The following is a 21,303-nucleotide window of genomic DNA, read 5'->3' as shown; positions in this document are numbered from 1 at the left end:
GGCATCACATGCGTCCCCCGGTCTGCGACACGCGCATGTCACCATGCCTGCATGGATGACTTCTCCCTTCCTCGGACCCTCGGACGCGGCCGCACTTTCGTCTACCTCCTGCCGTGCCGCGACCAGGACCTGGTGAAACTGGGTTTCTCCCGCCAGCCGTTGGTTCGCATGCGGACGCTGCACCGTCGGTTCTTCGAGCTGTTCGATCTTGAACGGGGATGGCTGCTCGAGGTGGAGCGGCTGGCCGACGCGCGGCGTATCGAGACATCACTCATCCGGCGCTTCGGGGTGCACCGATCACCGGCGCCCTTGCAGGTGATGGACGAAGCGGGTGGCTACAGCGAATGGTTCAGGGGCATCAGTCCTGAAGCGTCGGCCGTGTTCCGGGGCTTCGCGCAGGAGGAGGGCTGGCCGCTTCATGTCCTGCAGTCCTGGGTAAGGGACATGTTCACTGCCCAGGCGGACGGCTTGTTCGATTGGTCCGCGCGCATGCTCCAGATGATCGAGTACGAGACGTTCAATGTTCCGCCGGAACGCCAGCGCGGGGTGGCCGCTGAGTCCCTGGGCTATGTCATGGATGCCTGTGAATCCGTCGGCATGGATACGGCGCAATGGTTTCCCGACGAGGTGATCACCTGGCGTCGCAGTCGCTAAAGATCGACCTGGATGCGGATGTCGTTCGAGCCGCCATCCCGGAACGTGGCGATGCGTCCACCGATGCGCTCGAAGCCTAGCCGGAAGCGTTGGCCGGCGACTTCCAGTCCGTTCACGCAGAGGCGATCGATGCCCTCTGGCAGACGAGGATTGCGCACGTGCACCACGCCGCGTCGTCCATCGATGGAAACGCCCAGGCATGACTGCATCAGCATGAACATCGAGCCGGCTGCCCAGGCTTGCGGCATGCAGGCCACCGGATAGGCAACGGGCGGTTCACCGGTGCGGCGTGGAAAGCCGCAGAAGAGCTCGGGCAGGCGCATGCCGAACTGCGACGCCGCCTCGAAGACTTCACTGACCAGCCGGACGACATCATGCCGCTCGCCGTAGTGCGCCATGCCCGCGGTACACATGGCGACGTCGTGCGGCCAGACGGAGCCATCGTGGTAGGACATGGGGTTGTAGCGCGCCTGGCCGTAAGCAAGTGTCCGCACACCCCATCCGCCATCGAATGCCGCGGAACGCAATTGGCGGATGACTTTGCGGGCGCGGCTCTCGCGTGGAAGCCCGGTGTAAAGCAGGTGTCCGACATTCGACGCACGCACGCGACAAAGTTCATCCGCACCATCGCGCGCGATCCCGTAGAAAGACAGGTCGTCGTCCCAGAAGAGCTCTTCGACGGCCTGGCGCAGCGCCAGCGCGCGTTGGCGCCATCGCTGGGCGTGGGCGTCATCACCACGACGCTCAGCCATGCGTGCCATGGCGCGCAGGGCCGCATAAAGGTAACCCTGCACTTCGATCAGGGCGATTGGCCCCTCCGGGATGCGGCCATCCGCGTGGAAGACCGAGTCGTTGCTGTCTTTCCAGCCCTGGTTGACGAGGCCGCCTTCAGCCCCGCGTGCGTAGGCGAGGAAGCCATGCCCGTGGTTGTCGCACATGGCGTCGATCCACGACATGGCCGCGAGCAGGGATGGCCATAATTGATCAATGAAAGCATCGTCGGCGGTGCGCTTCGCGTAATCGCCAGCCAGCATGATGAATAGCGGCGTGCTGTCGACGCCGCCGTAGTAGAGGCCAAAGGGCACTTCGCCCAGCGCAGCCATCTCGCCGGCGCGCGTCTCATGCATGATCTTGCCGGGCGCCGAATCGCGAAAGGCTGAGATTTCCGTTGCCTGGCGACTGGACAGGTATCCCAGTACGCCACGCGCCAGGGATGGATCGACCCACAGCGTCTGCATGGCGGTGATCAGCCCGTCGCGACCGAAGGGCGTGGAGAACCAGGGGATGCCTGCGTACGGATAAGGTCCGGTCGGCAGGTCCGCCACCAGCAGGGCGATATCGGCGCGGGAGCGATCGAGCCATGCGTTGAACATGCGGGCATTGCTTTTCAGGCAAGCGCCCCGATGGCGCTTGTTGCGCATGGTGGCGCGTGCGCAGGCGGCGGCGTGCCGGAACCGTTCGCGTGTCGGTGGCACGTGGTCGTCGCCGACTTCAACGTACAGCGTCACCGTGCCCATGCGCGGCAGCGGCAGCGAGAACTGCGCGCGGTGCGTTTGCAACTCGCTGGGCTTGGCGGAGAAGGCGATCGTGCTGCGTCGGTCGACATGGTCCAGGCCGCGATAACCGAGCACGACGTGATCGCCCTGGAGCCGGGGCGGTTGAACCTCACCGCGCCGTTCGCGCTGCATGCCGCGCACTTCGAAGATGTCCCGGAAGTCCGCGTGAAAGCGCAGTCGCACGGGGACGATCAGATCGCGGTCGTCGAAGTTGTGCAGGCGAATTTCTTCGAACAGGCGGTTTTCCCACAGCAGGCGGATGCGCTGGATATGGATCACGCCTGCAGGGGTCGCGACGCCGCCGGTCGGCGGCAGCGGTTCATTGGTCAGTTCCGCCGTGAAAAGTACATTGTCGTGGCTGATGGCACCGCTGAGCAAAGAGGGCCGCGCCCCACCCACCTCCAGAATCCAGTGCGAGAGCACCCGCGTATCATTGCGGAACATCCCTTCGGCGCCACCGAGCATGTCCCCATGCGCATCGCACACGGCAAAGCTGTGCGCGGCCTTGAGTGCAAACATCGAGCGGGTTTCGGCAATGCCCAGGTCGCCGGTGATTTCGTTAGGGGCAAATGCGTCGTCCATGCGGTCGCCTCACATGCCGACGGCGCGCAGGCCCGGCGACTGCCGCATCACCTCGCGGTAGACGTCTTCGTAAGCAGCCGCCATCACGTTGGCCGTGAAGCGGCGCTCGAACACGCTGCGGATTCGCTCCCGACTGAGATGGCCCAGGCGCGAGATGGCCGTGACGGCATCATCGATGTTTGCCACGATGTAGCCGGTAAGCCCGTGGTCGACCACGCCAGGCACTGAGCCGCAATTCCAGGCGATGACCGGCGTGCCGCAGGCCATGGCTTCAATCATCACCAGGCCGAAGGGCTCGGGCCAGTCGATCGGGAAGAGAAGGGCGCGCGCATGACCAAGGAAGGCTTCCTTCTCGTGATCGGAAATTTCGCCGATGTATTCGATCAACGGATCATCGAGCAAGGGCTCGATCTCCTCATGGAAATAGGCGCGGTCAACAGCGTCCACCTTCGCTGCCATGCGCAGTGGCATGCCGGCGCGCTTGGCGATCGCGATGGCGCGGTCGGGCCGCTTCTCCGGTGAGATGCGACCCAGGAAGGCCAGGTAGGGCTTGTCGCCATCGATATGCGGACGGTACAGATCGCCGGGGATGCCGTGCGGTACCGTGGCAATCCAGTTGGCGCGCGGCAGGGGCGAGCGCTGTTGCCTGGATATCGAGGCCAGAGCGTACTGAGGCCAGCAGGCATAGGCGTTGGCCAGGTCTGTCAGGTCGAGCCGCCCGTGGAGCGTGGTCAGCGTGCGCTCCGCATAGGCTTCGAACACGGGCAGGTGCAGTTGGTCGATGTGGAAATGCAGGACATCGAAGTCATGCGCCCGCTCGCGCACCTGATGTAGCAGGACCAGATGCGCGGCCAGGTCCGATTTGAGCGGGGAGGGATCGAGGCGGATGGATCGCTCGCGCGTTGCCACCAGCCGTGCGCGCGTATCGGCATCCGCGCCGGCAAAGAGGGTAACTTCGTGTCCGCGGGCGACCAGTGCGTCCGTCAGGTAGGCCACGATGCGCTCCGTGCCGCCATAGAGTTTCGGGGGGACTGCCTCATACAAAGGTGAGATTTGGGCTATGCGCATGCTTGCCTCCGTGCGCTCACGCTGACGCGTGTCGCCCAGGTTAAGTGGCATCCATTCGTGGACTTTCGCGACACAACGTCCGTCGCGAAAGGGGGAGCGTCCACTGTGAAGCGGCGTCGGTGGAGTTCGCGTCGAAAGCACGTGAGCGATTCGCGCCAAGCAAGCCCTAGCATGAGGGCACCGTTCAACTAGTGATGTCGCGACTTGTGTCCGGACGCCTTCGGCGCCGTTTCGCGCTGAACCTTGCGCAGTTGTGCGCAAGCCAAATGCCCGCAAGCACAGGCGGATTCGATCACGCCGCTCTCGGCAACGCTTCGGCAGTACTCGCCGCAGAATTCACCGGGCGCGGCGACGGAACAGTTGCAAGGCGCGTGAGCGCATGTGGGAGCGTGAGTCGTCGCCATGGATGCATGCCTCTTGGTAAGACATCATGGACTTTGCGCGCGGTCACGTGCGCAAGGCGTGCGCCTGGCGTCGTCGGATCATGCATGGCTTCGCTCGATGCATGGTGCATTCATCCGGGAGATCGTCTGGCCAGGGTGTGCTTGCCCGTGACGGCGTGATGAGCCTGTTGTCCGGTGAATGCGCGCGAAAGAAACGCCGCCTGGTTCGACGTCAGGCGCTTTCGACCGCCAGCGTCCGCCGGAAAGCGCTCGGCGTAACCCCCATGCGATCGCGGAATGCGGTGCTCAGGTTGCAGGCATTGCGAAAGCCCACCTGGTCGGCCACGTCCTGGATGCTCATGCGCGAATCGGCGAGCAGCTCCCGGGCGCGGCGCAGTCGTTCATCGCGAATCCACGCAAAGACGGTCATGCCCAGATGCTGCCGGAAGATGGCGGACAGGCGCTTGTCGTGCGTGCCCACTTTGTGCGCAATGTCAGCCAGCGACGGCACATGGGCCAGATCGCTACCGATCAGGCGCATGGCGGCGCGAAGGATGACTTCGTCGTGCGAGGCGGGGGTGGCTGGCGTGAGGTCCGACGCTGGGGCAGGCGTACGCGCCGCCAGATGCAGGTGGATGCGAATGCGGGCCAGCACTTCGGCGGGAAGGCAAGGCTTGGGCACGTAGTCGACGCCGCCCTGGGTCAGACCCTGCAGGCGCTCTTCATCAGTGATGGCTGCGCTCAGGAAGATCACCGGGATGTCGCGCGTGCGCGCCGAGGCCTTGAGCAGCCGGCAGACGGCGAAGCCGTCGGTGCCGGGCATGCGCACGTCGAGGAGGATGATGTGCGGGTTCAGGGCCTGGGCGCGTTCGTAGCCCTGCCTGCCATCGGTGGCGATGCTTATCCTTAGCCGCTCCGCGCGAAGCAGGGCGGTGACCGCGCCCAGCTGTTCCGGCTGATCGTCAATGATGAGTACGAGCGGTTGTTCCTGCTTCAGCACCATGCTGCTCCAACTTCCTCAGACTGCATCGAGCGACTTTCCCTTCAGGCAAGACGCGCCGCGCGACCGGCAGTGAAGCGGATTTCCCCTGGCCGGGCCAGTGCCTGCGACGTGGTGACGCCATTCCGCTCACGCAAAGCTGGCGTCCGCTCGATCAAAAACCTGTTTCCTTTGATCGGCTTATCGTTCGCACCGTTGCCGGTCTAGCACATGGACCGAGCGCAAGTAAGTTGAGCCGATCACGGAAACAGGGGCCGTGATCGGTGCGTCGCACCCCATGCGACGTCCTCGAAGTTCCTCCCGCCGAATGACCAGTGCGACCGACGCTTCGTCCGAAGCGCTTCGGGCGCATCCGTGTTATCCGCGCTTCGGAAGTCGAAAACCACCCCCTCGGCGACAAACCCGCGCGTGCCTCTGGCGAGGCGCGCCAGGGGAGGTTTTGTCCTCAGAAACATGGGATGTCTGATGGAACTCCAACGTACGCAAGCCCCCACGATGCGTTCGCGCGCATGGCCCCTGCTGGGTCGCATCGCGCTCGCCGGTGTGCTGCTGCTTGCCGCCGGGCCGGTCATGGCGGCGGTCGACCTGGTCGTCAATAACTCCGACGCGGGTTCCGACCCTTCGCCGGCCGGCGGCATCGTCACCTACACGGTTCGCGTGGACAACAACGGCAGCACGCTCGCGACGGGCGTCAAGCTGATCGACACCTTGCCCGCGGGCGCTACCTACGTTGGCGTGAGTGCACCGGCAGGCGCGACCTGCGGCGCACCGGTGGCTGGGGTGCTGACCTGCGATCTGGGGTCCCTGGCGAGCAGTGCAAGCACCACCGTCAGCATCCAGGTGCGCGCGCTGGTGGCTGGCATCATCACCAACAAAGCCTCGGCGACGTCCAATGAAGTGGACACTGCGCCGGGCAACAACACCGACATCACCCAGGACACCACCATCAACCAGGGTGCGGACCTGGAGCTCTCGGTCGTGCAGTCGCCGACCAGCCAGGTGATATCGGGCGGCGCGCTCAGCTATGCCATCGCCGTGATCAATCATGGCCCGGATGCTGCCAGCAGCGTGCGCGTCACCGCGAATCTGCCGCCAGGCTTCAACAGTACCGGCACCTTGCCGACGGGCTGCACGATCGCCGCGCTGAAGCTCACCTGCGACATCACCGGCTCGATCGCCAAGGACGCGAACAAGAGCATCGGCACGGTCGGCGGTGTGGTTTCGGCTGCCGGCGGTTCGAACATGGCCTTCAGCGGCAGCGTCTCGGTGACGTCGTCCGGTGCGGCACAGGATCCGGACAGCGGCAACAACACGGTCGTGACGAATGTCGCCGTCAACAACGGCAGCGACGTCAGCCTGACCAAGACCGCCAGTGTTGGTTCACCGATTCTCACTGGTACGGCCTTCAGCTTCATCCTGGCGCCGCGCTACACCGGCGACAACCCGACCAGCGTCACCGTCACCGATACGGTTCCCTCGCAGTTCCAGATCACCGGTACGCCGTCGGGCACAGGCTGGACCTGTGCGGCGCCGGTGGGCCAGACGATCACCTGTTCGCGCCCCCTCGGTGGTTCCGCCGCTGGCTACAACATCGCCATGCCGCAGATCACGGTGCCGGTGAAGGCCGTGACGGCCGTGACGGCGGTGATCAACACGGCAACCGCCAACAGCACGCTCACCGACCCGAACACCGCCAACAACAGCGGCTCCGCGACCGTGGGCGTGGTCGATCCGACCTCCGACCTGGCCGCCATCAAGTCCGGCCCGTCGCCGGCGCTGGCAACGGTCGGATCGAGTTTCGACTGGGTCGTCTCGGTTCACAACAACGGCACCGCGCCGCTGACCGGCAAGGCGGTGATGACCGACACCTTGCCTGTGGGCGTGACGCTCACCGCCTACAAGCAGACCAACGGCTGGACCTGCGCACCCGCGGCACCGTTTACGCCGACGGCGGGCAACCAGACCGTCACCTGCTCGCGTGACTACACCTCCGGTTCACCCCTGGCTGTCGGCGGAACATCGCAGGCAGTCATCTATGCCGTTCATGCCGACGCCGTTGGCACCATGAACAACACCATGTGCGTGTCCTCGGCGCCTTCCGCCGCGGGTACGCCGTGGGGCGACAACGACAGCAGCAACGATTGCGTCAGTCATTCGGTAGGCGTGCAGGCCGGTCCGGATTCGGCCGATCTGCAGCTGATCAAGAAAGCCTCGGCGAGCACGATTGCCGCGGGCGACGAGCTGGACTACACGCTTGAAGTGGTCAATACCGGTCCGCAGACGGCTGTTGGCGTCACGGTCGCCGACCAGATCGACACGCTTATCAACAGCAGCACCGGCGCCACGGGCGCGGGCTTCATCGGCGCAGGCATCGCCAACGCACCGGTCGGCGCCACGTGTCCGGCACCAACCGTCACTTCGGCCAACGGTGTCAGCCTCAAGTGCACGCTTGGCGATGTGCCGATGTGTACGGCAGGCGTCAACTGTCCCGTGATCACGGTGAAGATCCGTCCCGGCGGCGATGGCGGCGCGCGCACCAACAGCGCGTATGTCGTCTCGCCGACGACCGCCGATCCGAACTACGACAACAACAACGACAGCGTCACCACCACCACCGATGCGCGCGCTGATCTGAGCGTCGTTGTCACCGGCACGCCTTCGCCGGCGACGGCAGGGCAGACGCTGACGTATGTGATCACGGTCAAGAACGGCAATTACAGCCAGGCGCAGGGCGTCAGCGTGCTCGATCAGCTGCCGCTGGATGTGACCTTCGTTTCGGCCACGGCTTCGGGAGGCGGTACCTGTACCGTCAAGCCGGCCGCCAATGCGGTGACAACATCCGCGAACCGCGGCCTGCAATGCGGTTGGGCTTCGATCAATTCGAAAGCCCAGCAGACGGTGACCGTCGTCGTGCGCCCGAACGATGTGACGCGCGGCACCACCCTGGTCAATACGGCCACGGCCAGCACCTCGACGATTGAGCTGGACTCCACCAACAACAGCGGCACGGCCAATGTCCCGGTAAACAATCCGGCGCTCGACATCCTCGGCAACATCGTCGACAACCCCGACCCGGTCGCCGTCGGCGACAACATGACGTACACGCTGACGCTGACCAACAGCGGCCCGTCGTACGCCGAAAATGCCAACTTCGTGGCGACCCTGCCGCCGGCGCTGCTGAGCTTCCAGTCGATCTCCACCCCTGCTGGCGTCACCTGCAGCATACCGCCCGTGGGTCAGATCGGCGGGAATGTCACCTGTCAACTGGGCCACGTCGCCAACAGCACCAGCGTCGCGGTGCAGGTCACCATGCGTGGCGAAGCCAAGGGCACCACCACGCTGAAGCTGGCGACCAGCTCCGATGAAGTGGCCGCCGGTTTTGATACGCAGCCGAACAATAACAACCCGACGGAAAGCACCACGGTGCGCACCAAGGCCGACGTGGCCGTGGTCAGCAAGACCGCCAACCCGTCCAGCATCGGTTATCGCGAGGGTTTCAACTACACCATCGTCGTCGCCAATAACGGTCCTGGTGTGGCCGATGGCGTGCAGCTTACCGACAGCCTGCCTGCGGGCATGGCCCTGACGGGCACACCAACGGTCGCCGCCAATTCGGGCTTCCCGTCGATGCCGTCGACGCCGTGTACCGGCGTTGCCGGTGGCACCAGTTTCGCCTGCGATCTGGGCGATGACGTTGCGGTCAATGCGACGACGACCATCACGGTGCCTGTGCGCGTCACGGGCCAGCCCTCGAGCAATCCCTCGACGCTGACCAATGTGGCCAGCATCAGTACGACCTCGCTGGAAACGCAGCCCGCGAACAACAGCGCGAACGGCAATGTTTCCATCACCACGTCGTCGATCGCCGGCTTCGTCTACGCCGACCTCAACAACAATGGCGTGAAGGATGCGGGCGAGGCGGGTATCGCGGGCGTCACCCTCAAGGTGACCGGTACGGCCGTTGACGGCACGGCGGTCAGCAAGAGCGTGACCAGCGCCGCCGATGGCAGCTACACCATTGCCTATCTTCCGAAGGGTACGTACACGGTTACCGAAACCACGCAGCCTGCGGGCTATCGCGACGGTATCGACGTGGCCGGTAGCGCGGGTGGCACGGCAACCAATCCTGGCGATGCGATCACCGCCATCAGTTTGCCGGGCAACACGGCCGCGACCGGTTACAACTTTGGTGAACTGCCCGACGCCAGGATCAGCGGCAAGGTTTACAGCGATCTCAATAACAACGGCGTCGTGGACGCGGGTGAGCCGGGCATTGGCAGTCCTGCGGTCACCGTCACGCTGACGGGTACGGACGATCTTGGTCTGGCCGTTTCCAAGACCACGACCACCGATGCCTCGGGCAACTACAGCTTCACTCAACTGCGCCCGGGTCAGTACACCGTCACTGAAACCCAGCCGACCGGTTACCTGCCGGGCAGGGCCACGGTCGGCACCGGCATCGCCACGCCAGGTACGGCGTCGGCTGATGGCAATGTCTTCACCGGCATCACGCTGAAGCCGGGCGAGCAGGGCATCAACTACAACTTTGGTGAACTGGCGGCGACGTCGCTGGGCGGCTTCGTCTATATCGATGCCAACAAGAACGGCAAGCGCGATGCCACAGAAACCGCCGGCATCGGCGGCGTCACGATCACGCTCACGGGCACCGACGACCTTAACCAGCCGGTCAATCAGACGACCACTACCGCAAACGACGGCAGCTACAGCTTCCCGAACTTGCGTCCGGGTACCTATGCCATCGCCGAAACGCAGCCCTCGCAATGGGAAGACGGTGAGGAAACGGTGGGTGTCGTCGCCGGTTCGCCGAACGGCGGTGTGATCGCCAACGACCTCATCGGCAACATCGTGCTTGGCGCGGGCCAGACCGGCACCGGCTACAACTTCGGTGAGATCGGCCAGGGTCTGGGTGGCTTCGTATACGTCGACGCCAACAACAATGGCGTGCGCGATGCGGGCGAGACCAGCATCGCCAACGTGACGATCACGATCACCAACACGACGACGAATGCCGTGGTGACGGTGACGACCGACGCCTCCGGTGCCTATCTCGCATCGAACCTGCCGGCGGGCACCTATCGCATCGCCGAAACCCAGCCGCCGCAATACAAGGACGGCAAGGAGCAAATCGGCACCCTCGGTGGTACCAACGCGGTCAACGATCAGTTCGACAACATCGTGCTTGGCGTGTCGCAGATTGGCGCGAACTACAACTTCGGTGAGCTTGCCGCGCGCCTGGCCGGTTCGGTCTTCGTCGACGCCAACAGCAACGGCACGCGTGACGCGGGTGAAACCGGCCTCGCCGGCGTGACCATCACGCTGACCGGCACGGACATGGACGGCCAGCCTGTCCATCGCACTGTCACCACGGATGCGCAGGGTGAGTACGTCTTCGACGGCTTGCTGCCATCCAATGGCGCCGGCTACACGCTCACTGAAACCCAGCCCCCGGCCTATGCCGACGGTGCGGAGCATGTGGGCAGCCTCGGTGGCACGGCAGGTCCTGCTGGCACCAGCGTCATCAGCGCGATCCATGTCGCTGCGGGCGCACAGGGCAGCGACTACGACTTCGCTGAGTTGACCGGCGGCATCACCGGCTCGGTGTTCGTCGATGCCAACAACGACGGCGTGCGCGATGCCGGCGAGAAGCCCCTGGCAGGCGTGACCGTGCGCATCGTCGGCACGGATATCGACGGCCATCCGGTCGATCGCACCACCACCACGGGCGCGGATGGCACGTACACCTTTGCCGGACTGACCAAGGCTGGCCCGGGTGGTTACACGATCACCGAAACGCAGCCGGAGGGTTACATCGACGGCAAGGCCATGCCTGGCCAGATCGACGGTTCGGCCTGCGCGGTGTGCAGCAACGCCACGCATCATGTAATCGGCAACGTGCCGTTCGATCCCGAAAAGACCTTCACGGCCTTTGACTTCCCGGAACTGACGCCCAGCGCACTGCATGGCTCGGTTTATGACGACGTCGATGGCAATGGCGTGCAGGACACCAACGAAGGCCTCAGCGGTGTCACCGTGACGCTCACCGGCACGGACGATCTTGGTCAGTCGGTCACGCGCACCACCACCACGGGCAGTGACGGTTCCTACAGCTTCGACAACCTGCGTCCGGGCGCCTATGTCCTGACCGAAACGCAGCCCGAAGGTCTGGGCGACGTAGGCTCGCGTGCCGGCACAGCCGGTGGCAGCACCACGCCGAACGCGATCAGCGCGATCAACCTCCCGCAGGGCACCACGGCCACCGGCTACGACTTCATCGATCACGGTGGCGTGCTTGGCGGCGCGGTGTATTTCGACCAGAACGGCAACGGCGTGCGTGATGCCGGGGAACCGGGCATTCCGGGCGTGACCATCACGCTCAACGGTCCGGTGTCGCATACCGTCACCACGCAGGCCGACGGCAGTTATCAGTTCACGGGTCTCGTGGCTGGCAACTACACCGTGACCGAAACGCAGCCGGCGCTTTACCAGGATGGTGGCGTCACCATCGGCAGCGCGGGCGGCACCAAGGGCACCAACAGCGTCGGCAACATTGCGCTGGCCGCGGGTATCAATGCGCATGGTTACGACTTCCCCGAACTGACGGGCGCCGATGGCAGCATCGCCGGTGGCGTGTGGCTTAACGACGCCAGTGGCAATCCGCTCGTCAAGGATCCGGGCGAGGCCGGCCTCCAGGGTTGGTACGTGGAGCTGTATCAGAACGGTTCGCGCGTGACCTCGGTCGCCGCCGCCGCAACGGATGCGCAGGGCAACTACCTGCTCAGGAACGTTCCGGCCGGTACCGGTTACGAGCTGCGCTTCGTCAGCCCGGGTGGCACGTACTACGGCTACCCGGTGTCGCAGGATCCGAACGCGCAGTGGAACGGCACCGTCGACAAGACGGCTGCCATGCCGTCGATTCGCGGCGTCAGCGTGGGCTCGGGTGTGTCGGTCATTCAGCAGGATCTGCCGCTGGATCCGGGTGGCATCGTCTATGACTCGGTGACGCGTCAGCCGCTGGCCGGTGCGCACGTCACCTTGCTGGGCCCCTCCGGTCAGCCGGTCGAGGCGCAGTACGTCGCCGGCGGCCAGGGCAACATTGCCCAGACCACGGGCAGCGATGGTCTGTATCAGTTCCTGCTGATGCCGGGTGCGCCGGCGGGCACGTACACCGTGCGTGTCGAAGCGCCGGCCGGTTACCTCAACGCGCCGTCGAGCATGCATGCGCCGGCGGGCAACGAGTTGCCTGTTCCCAGTGGTGCGGAAACCTATCGCGTGTCGCCGCTCAACGGTCCGCCGTCGTCGGGTGATCTGCCGCCGTACTACCTGTCGTTCGATGTGACGCCGACGTCGGTGGCCTTTGCCGGCAACCACATCCCGGTGGATCCGGTGCTGCAGGGCGCGATTCGCGTCACCAAGACCACGCCCAAGATCAATGTGAGCAAGGGTGACCTGGTGCCGTACACCGTTACCCTGACGAATACGTTGGGCGCGACGCTGAGCAACATCGCCGCCACCGACCTGGTGCCGGCGGGCTTCAAGTACCGCACGCAGAGTGCACGCGTCGACGGCGTGGCGCGCGAACCAGTCATCAACGGTCGCACGTTGAGCTGGCCGGAACTGACGATCGGTCCGAACCAGAGCCGCACCGTCACCCTGGTGCTGGTGATCGGTTCGGGTGTGGGCGAGGGCGAGTACACCAACCAGGCGTGGGCCGTGAACACCGTGGCCAATCGCGTGGTGTCGAACATCGGCACGGCGGTGGTGCGACTGGTGCCTGATCCGACGTTCGACTGCGCCGATCTGATCGGCAAGGTCTTCGACGATCGCAATGGCAACGGCTACCAGGACCAGGGCGAACCCGGCGTGGCCGGCGTGCGCCTCGCCACCCCGCGTGGCTTGCTGGTGACCACCGATGCGGACGGCCGCTATCACGTGCCGTGCGCGGACATCCCGCAGTACCAGCGCGGTTCGAACTTCGTCATGAAGCTCGACGAACGCAGCCTGCCGACCGGCTATCGCATGACGACGGAGAACCCCGGCGACGTGCGCATGACCGCCGGCAAGATGTCCAAGCTCAACTTCGGCGTAGCGCTGTATCGCGTGGTTCGTGTCGATGTGAGTGCGGCGGCGTTCGAGAAGGATGGCAACGCGCTGCTCGACACCTGGGCAAGCCAGTTGCCCAAGCTCTACGAGCGCATCAAGGGCCAGCCCTCCGTGCTGCGCCTGTCCTATCACCTGCAACCGGGAGAGAACGACGACAAGTCGAAGCCGCGATTGCGAGAACTGCAACGACGCATAGAGGACGACTGGAAACGGTCCGGCGATGGCCACCCCGTGCTGGTTGAACAGGAAATTGCCGAGGTGCAGCCATGATCGCGTTCCATCGTCACCCCCTGGCTGCGCTGATCGCGCTGGCCCTGGCCGCCCCCGTCGTGGCGCAGGCCACGGATGCGGCGCCGACACAAGCCGATAGCAACCACGGTCGCGTCGTGCAGAACGGCGCCATCGTGCCCAGTCGGGTGCCGCCCTCGAGTGAGCACGTGCAGACATTGCAGAACGACGGTGCGCGCCTTGGCAGCGATGTCAGCCAGGCAGGCAACCTGAGTTGCGTGACTGACGGCGTGCCGATGGCGCCCACGAGCGCTTTGCCATTCGTCGTCAGCGTCGACGGGGCACCTGCCAACGGGCAGGCATCCCATGATGCCGATCGTCAGCGATGCGTCGACGTGACGCTTGCCGGTGACACGGTGCAGGTGCGCTATGACCCCATGGTGGCCAAGCCGATGCTCAACGCATGGACGGCCACCGACGGTGGCGTGCGCGGCGAGCCAGTGCGTTTCCGCACGTGGAGCAACTACGCCGCGTGGGTCGCCCGTGCCGAGATTCGTGTGTTCGCGCGCGGTTCGAGCACGCAGGAAACGCCGCTTGCCGTTGTCCCGGTGGATATCGGGGGCGACGCGCAGTGGCTGCCCGCACCCGATGCGCCGGCCGACCTGACCTATGTGTTGCGCGTGGCCGACGCCAAGGGCCGCTTCGACGAGACGCGAGTGAAGTCGTTGACGCTGGTGGACTACCGTACGCACCACGACGACCTGGATACGCCGGAGCGCGAGGCACTGACCGGCTACGGCGAGGATAGCCGCGACGTCGCCAACATCCCGGTCCACGGCGCTGCGGTGACCGTCAACGGCCACGTGCCGCAGGCAGGCACGGCCGTGCATGCCATGAACACCGACGTGCCGGTCGGCCGCGACGGCAAATTCGCCATGCAGCAGATCCTGCCGCCGGGTGACCGCGTGGTGGACGTGACGGTCGGCGATCGTACGTATCGTCGCAGCGTGCGGCTGCCAGAACGCGACTGGTTCTACGTGGGTGTCATCGACATCACTGCCAGTCACGGCAGCGCATCGGCCAATGCGACCGTGGTCGATCCAAGCTTGCGCAATGAAGTGAAGAGCAGCGCGGTCGACGGCCGCCTGGCGTTCTATTCAAAGGGCACCTTCGAGAACGGCTGGAAGGTCACCGCATCGGCCGACACGCGCGAACAGCCGCTGTACGACCTCTTCAGCAACTTTGCCAGCAAGGATCCGCGCTACTTGCTGCGTCGCATTGATCCGGACCAGTACTACCCGGTCTACGGTGACGATTCGACGGCGGTCGATGATGCGCCGACGCAGGGCAAGTTCTACGTCCGCGTCGAGAAAGACGACAGCCAGTTCACCTGGGGCAACTTCCTGACCTCGTGGACGGGCTCGGAGCTGGTGCAGTACTCACGTGGTCTTTACGGCGCGAACGCGCTGTGGAAATCACAGGATTCAACTTCGCTCGGCGAGCGTCGCACCACCTTGAACGCCTTTGCGGCGGATCCTGGCACCGTTGCCTCCCGCGAGGAATTCCGCGGTACGGGCGGTTCGCTTTACTACCTGCAGCGCCAGGACATCACCACCGGCTCTGAACGGGTGTGGGTCGAGATTCGTGATCGTGATTCGGGTCTTGTCCTGCAGCGAACGTTGCTGGTTCCCGGTTCGGACTATGACTTGAACTACCTGCAGGGTCGCGTCTTGCTGCGTTCCCCGCTTTCGTCCATGGCCGATGGCTCCGGACTGGTCCAGGTGGGCAGCCTCTCCGGCAATCCCGCTTACCTCGTGGTGAACTACGAGTACGTGCCTGGCGTGACCGAGCTGGACACGTTTGCGACGGGCGCGCGCGGCGAGCACTGGTTCAACGACCATGTGCGCATCGGTGCTACCAGCTACCACCAGGGTGGGGAAGGCACGGACCAGAACCTGGGTGGCATCGATGCCACCTTGCGCTATAAACCGGGCACGTTCCTGCGGATGGAGGCGGCACGCTCGAAGGGCGAGGGCACCGGCACGCTCAACTCCATCGATGGTGGCTTCAACTTCCAGAACACCACCGGCCTGGGCAACCAGCCAACCGTCCGTTCGGGCGATGACAAGGCCTACGCCGGTCGCGTGGATGCGGCCGTGTCGCTGGCTGACTTCTCGGAGACCATGCGCGGCACCGTCGGTGCGTACTGGCAGGATCGCCAGAGTGGGTTCTCCGCACCCGGTCAGATCACGCTGGGTGGCGAGGGCGCGCGCCAGGTCGGTGCACATGCTGAGTTGCCCTTGGGTAAATCGACGGACCTCAATCTCAAGGCCGATCGCACCGATGCACTGAGCCAGGACCGCAACTCCGCGGAGGCCGCGCTGAAGCATCAGTTCGATCCGCACTGGTCGGGCAGCTTCGGTATTCGCGCCGAAGACCGCGGCGTGGCCGATGCCACGCTTATCCAAAGCCCCACGCTGTCCGAGCATGGCAAGCGCACCGATGCCATCGTTCGCGTGGACTATCAATCGCTGCTTGCCGATCAGGACAAGCCCAGCGAGCCGCCAGCCACGCTGGATGCCTGGAACGCCTATGGTTTCGTGCAGCAAACCCTGGCTCGTTCTGGCACGCGCAGCGACAACGACCGCGTGGGCCTGGGCGGCGGCTGGCAGGTGACGGAGCGCATTCATGCGAATGCCGAAGTCTCCGAAGGCGATGGCGGCCTGGGCGGCAAGCTGGGTGGCGACTACCGCATCAGCGATCGCAGCAATGTCTACGCGCAGTACCTGATGGAGACCGATCGCCCGGATCTGGCGTACCGCGGTCGGTTCGGTACATTGGTTGGCGGCGCCAAAACTCGCCTCAATGATCGCGTCAGCGTCTACGAGGAAACTCGCGAAACCACGGGCAGCGGCCAGGACAGTCTGATCCATGCCTTTGGCATCGACATGACGGTCAATGATCGCTGGACCACGGGCTTCAAGCTCGAACAGGGCACCGTCACGGATCCGTTGGCCGGCGACTTGCGCCGCCAGGCGGCAAGCGTATCGCTGGCGTACAAGGGCCTGATCACCAAGTGGGCATCGAGCCTGGAGTACCGCTACGAAGACAGCAACAACGCCGGACGCCGCACGTCGTGGCTGACGCGCAACACCATCGGCAGTCAGCTGACGCCTGCATGGCGCCTGCTGGGCAAGCTCGACATGGCGCGCAGTGGATCGAGCAACGGCGTGTTCTTCGACGGCAACTACACCGAAGGCGTGCTCGGTGCGGCCTACCGCCCGGTCGACAATGACCGCTGGAATACGCTGTTCAAGTACACCTACATGTACGACTTGCCTTCGCCTGGACAGTTGTCGCCGAGTGGGGGCATCGGCGGCGTGAGCACCGATCCGAGCAGCAATCTGTATGCGAGCACCGTGGCTGACTACAGCCAGAAGGGCCAGGTGCTATCCGTCGATACGATCTACGACGTGACGCGCTGGTTGTCGCTCGGCGCCAAGTTCGGTTACCGCTGGGGCAGCCTTAAGCCGACGCGAACGGCGGGCGACTGGCTCGACAGTACGGCGACGCTGTGGGTGGTGCGCGCGGAATGGAAGTTCGTGCGCAACTGGAGCGGGCTGGTTGAGTGGCGTCGCTTGAGCGCGCGCGAAGCGGGCGACGCCAGGCAGGGTGCGCTGGTGGGTGTGTACCGCTACGTCACCAAGCATGTGAAGGTGGGCGTGGGATACAACTTCACCCGCTTCTCGGACGATATGACCAACCTCAACTACAACAACCGCGGCGTGTTCCTCAACGTGCTGTCGACCTTCTGAGCATGGCGGTCCCCGGTGCGCCGCGGCGCGCCGGGGGCTCCATGACTTGAGTCCGGGCACAATCCACTGACGATTCGCCGGCTATGCGCCTATACTCGCCGACGCACAGGGGGTGCATGCGGTTTCCGGGTCGGTCCGCTGGAGGGCGGTACGACCGCTGCGGCAGGGAATGTGCCGCTACCCGTAAGTTCGATACCGACATTGTATGTGAACGAATCTTTGCCGTGACTTGCCTTCGCAAACCGTCACGGGGACTGGCCATGTTTCGCTTCAAGTGCGAGCGTGCCGCCACCCCCGATGATGCTCGACGCCGTCGTAGCCGCCAGAGGTTGATTGCAGGGTGGATGCTGCTTTGCGCCCTGTGCTGGCCTCTGCATACGTTTGCGACCCAGCTTTCACTGACGACTTACGACCAGGGCACTGGGCTGACCAGCCTGTCCGTGGTGCGCATCTATCAGGATCGGCAGGGATTCGTGTGGGCAGGCACGGAAAAAGGCCTCTATCGATTCGATGGCGTGGCCTTCAACCACGTGGCGGGTGAGCAAGGCTTTCAGGTTTCCGAAGTTGTCAGCATCGCCGAGGATGTGAATGGCCATTTGTGGGTCGGTTCGCGCGCGGGCCTGCAGTTGCGCGAGAACGAGCGATTCACCTGGGTCAGTCCCGACGATCGCCCCTTGCTCACGGATCGCGGCCAGACCCTGTCAGCGGATCAGGATGGCGGGATGTGGCTGGTCAGCGGCAACCGCTTGTCGAAGATAACGCGCGATGCGTCGGGCCACTGGCGCGTCACGCCAGCCTTCAGCGAGGCCCAGGTGGCTGCCATGCCGGGGCTGGGGCAGGTAAGCGCGGTTTTCCATCGCCACGGCACGACCTGGTTTGGTTGCGGGCCGGAGTTGTGCAGCGTGCGCGATGGCGCATTGCGACGGTTCGGTGCGGAGCAGGGTGTTCCCAGGGACAAGTGGCTCGGGTTCCTGGCGGCGCGCAATGGTGCCTTGTGGGTCCGCGGCATGCACCACGTGCGTGTCCTGGCCGAAGACGCCGACGACTTCCTGTCGTTCGACCTGCCGTCCAGCACGGGTGATGTGGCGGCATCGAGTATCGATATCGTGCAGGACCATGAGGGCCGCGTGCTTACGCGAAGCTCCACCGGCCTGGCGCGCTGGAACGGGCGTGCATGGGAGTTGTTCGGTGCCGATGACGGCCTGCCCAAAGTCGGGCTTTCGTCGCTCATCGTTGATCAGGACGGCACGCTCTGGTTCGGCACTTACGGTCGCGGGCTCCTGCACTGGAGCGGTCGCGATGCCGTGCAGAACTGGACCGCATCGCAGGGCCTGAGCGGCTCGCTGATCTGGTCGATCGCACGTGCATCGTCGGGTCACGTTTGGGTGGCTGATGACTGGGGCGGAAGCGTTCTGGACCCTGCCACGACGCGTGCCCAGCCCTGGCCCCTGACCGTTGCTCCGCCGCACCAGACGCGCACGGTGCTGACGGCGCTGGACGGGAGCATCTGGTACTTCCTGTTCGACGGCCGCGTGTTGCAGTACGAGGCCACGAGTCATCGGACACGTCAGGTCGCGACCCTGCCATTTCTCGTGCGCGGTGCTTTCCTCGACAGTCGCGGACGGTTCTGGGCTTACACCCTGGGTGGGCTGTTCGAAGTCGATCCGGTGCATGGCGAAGTGAAGCGAGCGGCGCCCGGATTGATTCCCACGTCCATGTGCGCAGACCTGGCCGAGGATGAGGAGGCCCGCCTTTGGCTGGCCTGCAACTCCGGCCTTTTCCGCTTCAGTCGCGGTGAGTGGACACGCGTCAAGGTGCTGCCCAAAGAGAGCCTCGGTGGCTTCGAGAATGTTGCTGTCACGAGGGACGGACGGATCTGGCTGAGTTCCCTGCAGCCAGGCGTGCAGGTCGGTCAGGTGGGGGAAAGCGACACCTTGACGCTGACCGAGGTGGACGATCCGCTGCTCGCCGACTCGCGCGTTTACTTCCTGCGCGCCGATCATCGAAATCGCCTGTGGGTGGGCGGAAACAGTGGCGTCGATGTTCTCAGTGGCGCGCAATGGACGCGTCTCACCACGCGCGATGGCCTGTTGTGGGACGAAACCAATCACGGCGCGTTCTACGCCGACAACGATGGTTCGGTATGGATCGGCACCCCCATCGGTATCTCGCATCTGCTCAAGCCTGATGAACTGATGGCGCCACGTCAGATTCGGCCGTGGCTCGTGTCAGCGCAGTACCGGGGACAGGAGCTGGTGGGGCAATCCCCGGAGATCAAGTTCCATGTCGCCAGCGCCCTCGTGCTGAAGCTCGCGGTGCTGGGCAACAGTTCGGGCAGTCCGGTGCGCTTCCGCTATCGCCTGTCTGGCATCGACAGCGAGTGGGTGGAGTCGGCCAACCGCGAATTGCGCTATGCCTCGTTGCCGCCAGGGCACTACCGGTTTGAGCTGCAGACGGTCGACGACAACCAGCGACGCATTTCTCCGCCGCTGATGCTCGACTTCACTTTGTCGCCGCCGTGGTGGCAGAGCGGGCCGGTCTACTTGCTTGGCGTGCTCTTGATCCTGGCTGGCATCGTCGCGGCCTGGCGCTGGCGTGTCCGGGTGCTGATTACGCATGCGCACCGGCTGGAACATGCGGTGACCGTCCGCACCGCCCAGCTGCAGGACGCTATGCGTGCCCGCAGCATGTTGCTTGCGCGCATCAGCCACGACCTTCGTTCGCCCCTGGCAGGCATCATCGATGGCGTGCGGCAGTGGCGGGCCAACGATGTGCAGCGCAACTATCCTGACTTGATCGAGAGTTCCGCGCGGCAACAGATCGATCTCATTGATGAATTGCTCGAGTTCTCACGGGACGAACTGACAGATCTGGAGTTGCTCGATGCGCCGGGCTATCTGCATGCTTTCCTGCAAGGCATTGTGGATCACGCGCACCTGCTGGCGGAGCGTCGTCACAATCAACTGCTATACACGCCATCCGATCGGCTGCCCGCCGTGGTCAAGCTGGACTTCCGCCGCCTTCGCCAGGTGTTGATGAACCTGCTTGGAAACGCGGCCAAGTTCACCGATGACGGCCTTATCGAGTTCTATGTAACGGCGTCGCCGTCCACCCCGGGCAAGGTCTTGCTGCAGTTCGTAGTCGAGGACAGCGGCATCGGCATCGATCCCCAGGACCAGGACCGCGTATCCACGCCGTTCGCGCGCGGGAGCAATGCGAGCCAGCACAGCGGTCATGGGCTCGGGCTGGCCATCGTGACCCAGATCCTTGACCGCATGCACAGCCGTCTGATCATCGGCGCATCGTCGAGCGGTGGCAGTCGCTTCGCCTTTGATATCGATGTGCCGATCGCCACCGAAAGTGAACTGGACCAGGTGCTGATCGAAGGCGACCTGGGTGCCGTAGAACTTGATGGCGGCGGGCGCTCCGTGCTGGTGGTCGATGACGATGCGACCAGTCGCGACATGCTCTGCGATCTGCTCGATGGTTTTGGTTTCGAGAGCCTGGGCGCTGCGAGCGTGGAAGCGGCCGTTGAGATTCTGCAAACGCATCACGTGCATCTGGTGATCAGCGACCAGTACATGCCCGGCCTGAGCGGCTGGGACCTGCTGCGCAAGCTTCGGCGCCGTTACGGGACGCTGCCCGTCCTGCTGTACTCGTCGTTGCCGCCACGACGCCCGAAAGGCTACGAAGGCCTCATGTTTGACGACACCTTGCTGAAACCAGCAACCGGACGAGCGCTGATGGAGCACGTTGAGCGACTGGTGAACCTCGGGCGGAACGTCATCGCATAGATCTGGAGATCGGTCGACGTCCCGATACGCCGGCTCGCGGCGAATGCGGCAACGCCATCGGCGCGCAACGCCCGTGGCTGGCAATGGAATGCCGAACGTCCC

Annotated in this window: 7 protein-coding genes; 4 read left to right on the top strand and 3 right to left on the bottom strand. The window is 64.6% G+C overall.

Annotated elements, in window-relative coordinates:
- The first annotated feature begins 51 nt into the window (after positions 1-51).
- Positions 52-654: a GIY-YIG nuclease family protein gene (locus tag EYV96_RS04380; protein WP_131150261.1), complete on the top strand. Its 603-nt coding sequence runs from the start codon at positions 52-54 to the stop codon at positions 652-654.
- On the opposite strand, the gene EYV96_RS04375 is transcribed toward EYV96_RS04380, so the two are convergent.
- The 3 genes from EYV96_RS04375 to EYV96_RS04360 form a co-directional block, all read right to left on the bottom strand.
- Positions 651-2,792, bottom strand: a complete 2,142-nt coding sequence (locus EYV96_RS04375; protein WP_131150260.1) for an amylo-alpha-1,6-glucosidase — start codon at positions 2,790-2,792, stop codon at positions 651-653. The two genes, EYV96_RS04380 and EYV96_RS04375, sit on opposite strands and share 4 nt — an antisense overlap.
- A gap of 9 nt (positions 2,793-2,801) precedes the next feature.
- Positions 2,802-3,860 carry a glycosyltransferase family 4 protein gene (locus EYV96_RS04370; protein WP_131150259.1) on the bottom strand — a complete coding sequence of 353 codons (1,059 nt, stop codon included), beginning with the start codon at positions 3,858-3,860 and terminating at the stop codon, positions 2,802-2,804.
- Between the two features lie 615 nt (positions 3,861-4,475).
- Positions 4,476-5,246 (bottom strand): response regulator transcription factor, encoded by a 771-nt coding sequence (locus tag EYV96_RS04360; protein WP_131150257.1) that lies wholly within the window; start codon positions 5,244-5,246, stop codon positions 4,476-4,478.
- Between the two features lie 462 nt (positions 5,247-5,708).
- On the opposite strand from EYV96_RS04360, the gene EYV96_RS04355 reads away from it, so the two are divergent.
- The 3 genes from EYV96_RS04355 (at position 5,709) to EYV96_RS04345 (ending at position 21,201) form a co-directional block, all read left to right on the top strand.
- A complete protein-coding gene (locus EYV96_RS04355) occupies positions 5,709-13,634 on the top strand; it encodes an SdrD B-like domain-containing protein (RefSeq protein ID WP_165488587.1) in 7,926 nt (2,641 codons plus the stop codon).
- Entirely contained in the window at positions 13,631-17,407 is a 3,777-nt protein-coding gene (locus tag EYV96_RS04350; RefSeq protein ID WP_131150255.1) for an OmpA family protein, read from the top strand. The genes EYV96_RS04355 and EYV96_RS04350 overlap by 4 nt, the downstream gene beginning before the upstream one ends.
- 260 nt (positions 17,408-17,667) lie before the next feature.
- The gene (locus EYV96_RS04345; RefSeq protein ID WP_165488586.1) at positions 17,668-21,201 is read left to right on the top strand and encodes an ATP-binding protein; all 3,534 of its coding nucleotides are present in this window, start codon (positions 17,668-17,670) and stop codon (positions 21,199-21,201) included.
- Positions 21,202-21,303 lie beyond the last annotated feature (102 nt).

Source organism: Dyella terrae (assembly GCF_004322705.1).
GTDB lineage: Bacteria > Pseudomonadota > Gammaproteobacteria > Xanthomonadales > Rhodanobacteraceae > Dyella_D > Dyella_D terrae.
Note: the sequence above shows the minus strand (reverse complement) of the source record. Positions and strands in the feature narration are given on the sequence as shown.

Coding starts and splice junctions, on each gene's coding strand:
- EYV96_RS04380 (WP_131150261.1), top strand. CDS start 52: ATGGATGACTTCTCCCTTCCTCGGACCCTCGGACGCGGCCGCACTTTC.
- EYV96_RS04375 (WP_131150260.1), bottom strand. CDS start 2,792: ATGGACGACGCATTTGCCCCTAACGAAATCACCGGCGACCTGGGCATT.
- EYV96_RS04370 (WP_131150259.1), bottom strand. CDS start 3,860: ATGCGCATAGCCCAAATCTCACCTTTGTATGAGGCAGTCCCCCCGAAA.
- EYV96_RS04360 (WP_131150257.1), bottom strand. CDS start 5,246: ATGGTGCTGAAGCAGGAACAACCGCTCGTACTCATCATTGACGATCAG.
- EYV96_RS04355 (WP_165488587.1), top strand. CDS start 5,709: ATGGAACTCCAACGTACGCAAGCCCCCACGATGCGTTCGCGCGCATGG.
- EYV96_RS04350 (WP_131150255.1), top strand. CDS start 13,631: ATGATCGCGTTCCATCGTCACCCCCTGGCTGCGCTGATCGCGCTGGCC.
- EYV96_RS04345 (WP_165488586.1), top strand. CDS start 17,668: ATGTTTCGCTTCAAGTGCGAGCGTGCCGCCACCCCCGATGATGCTCGA.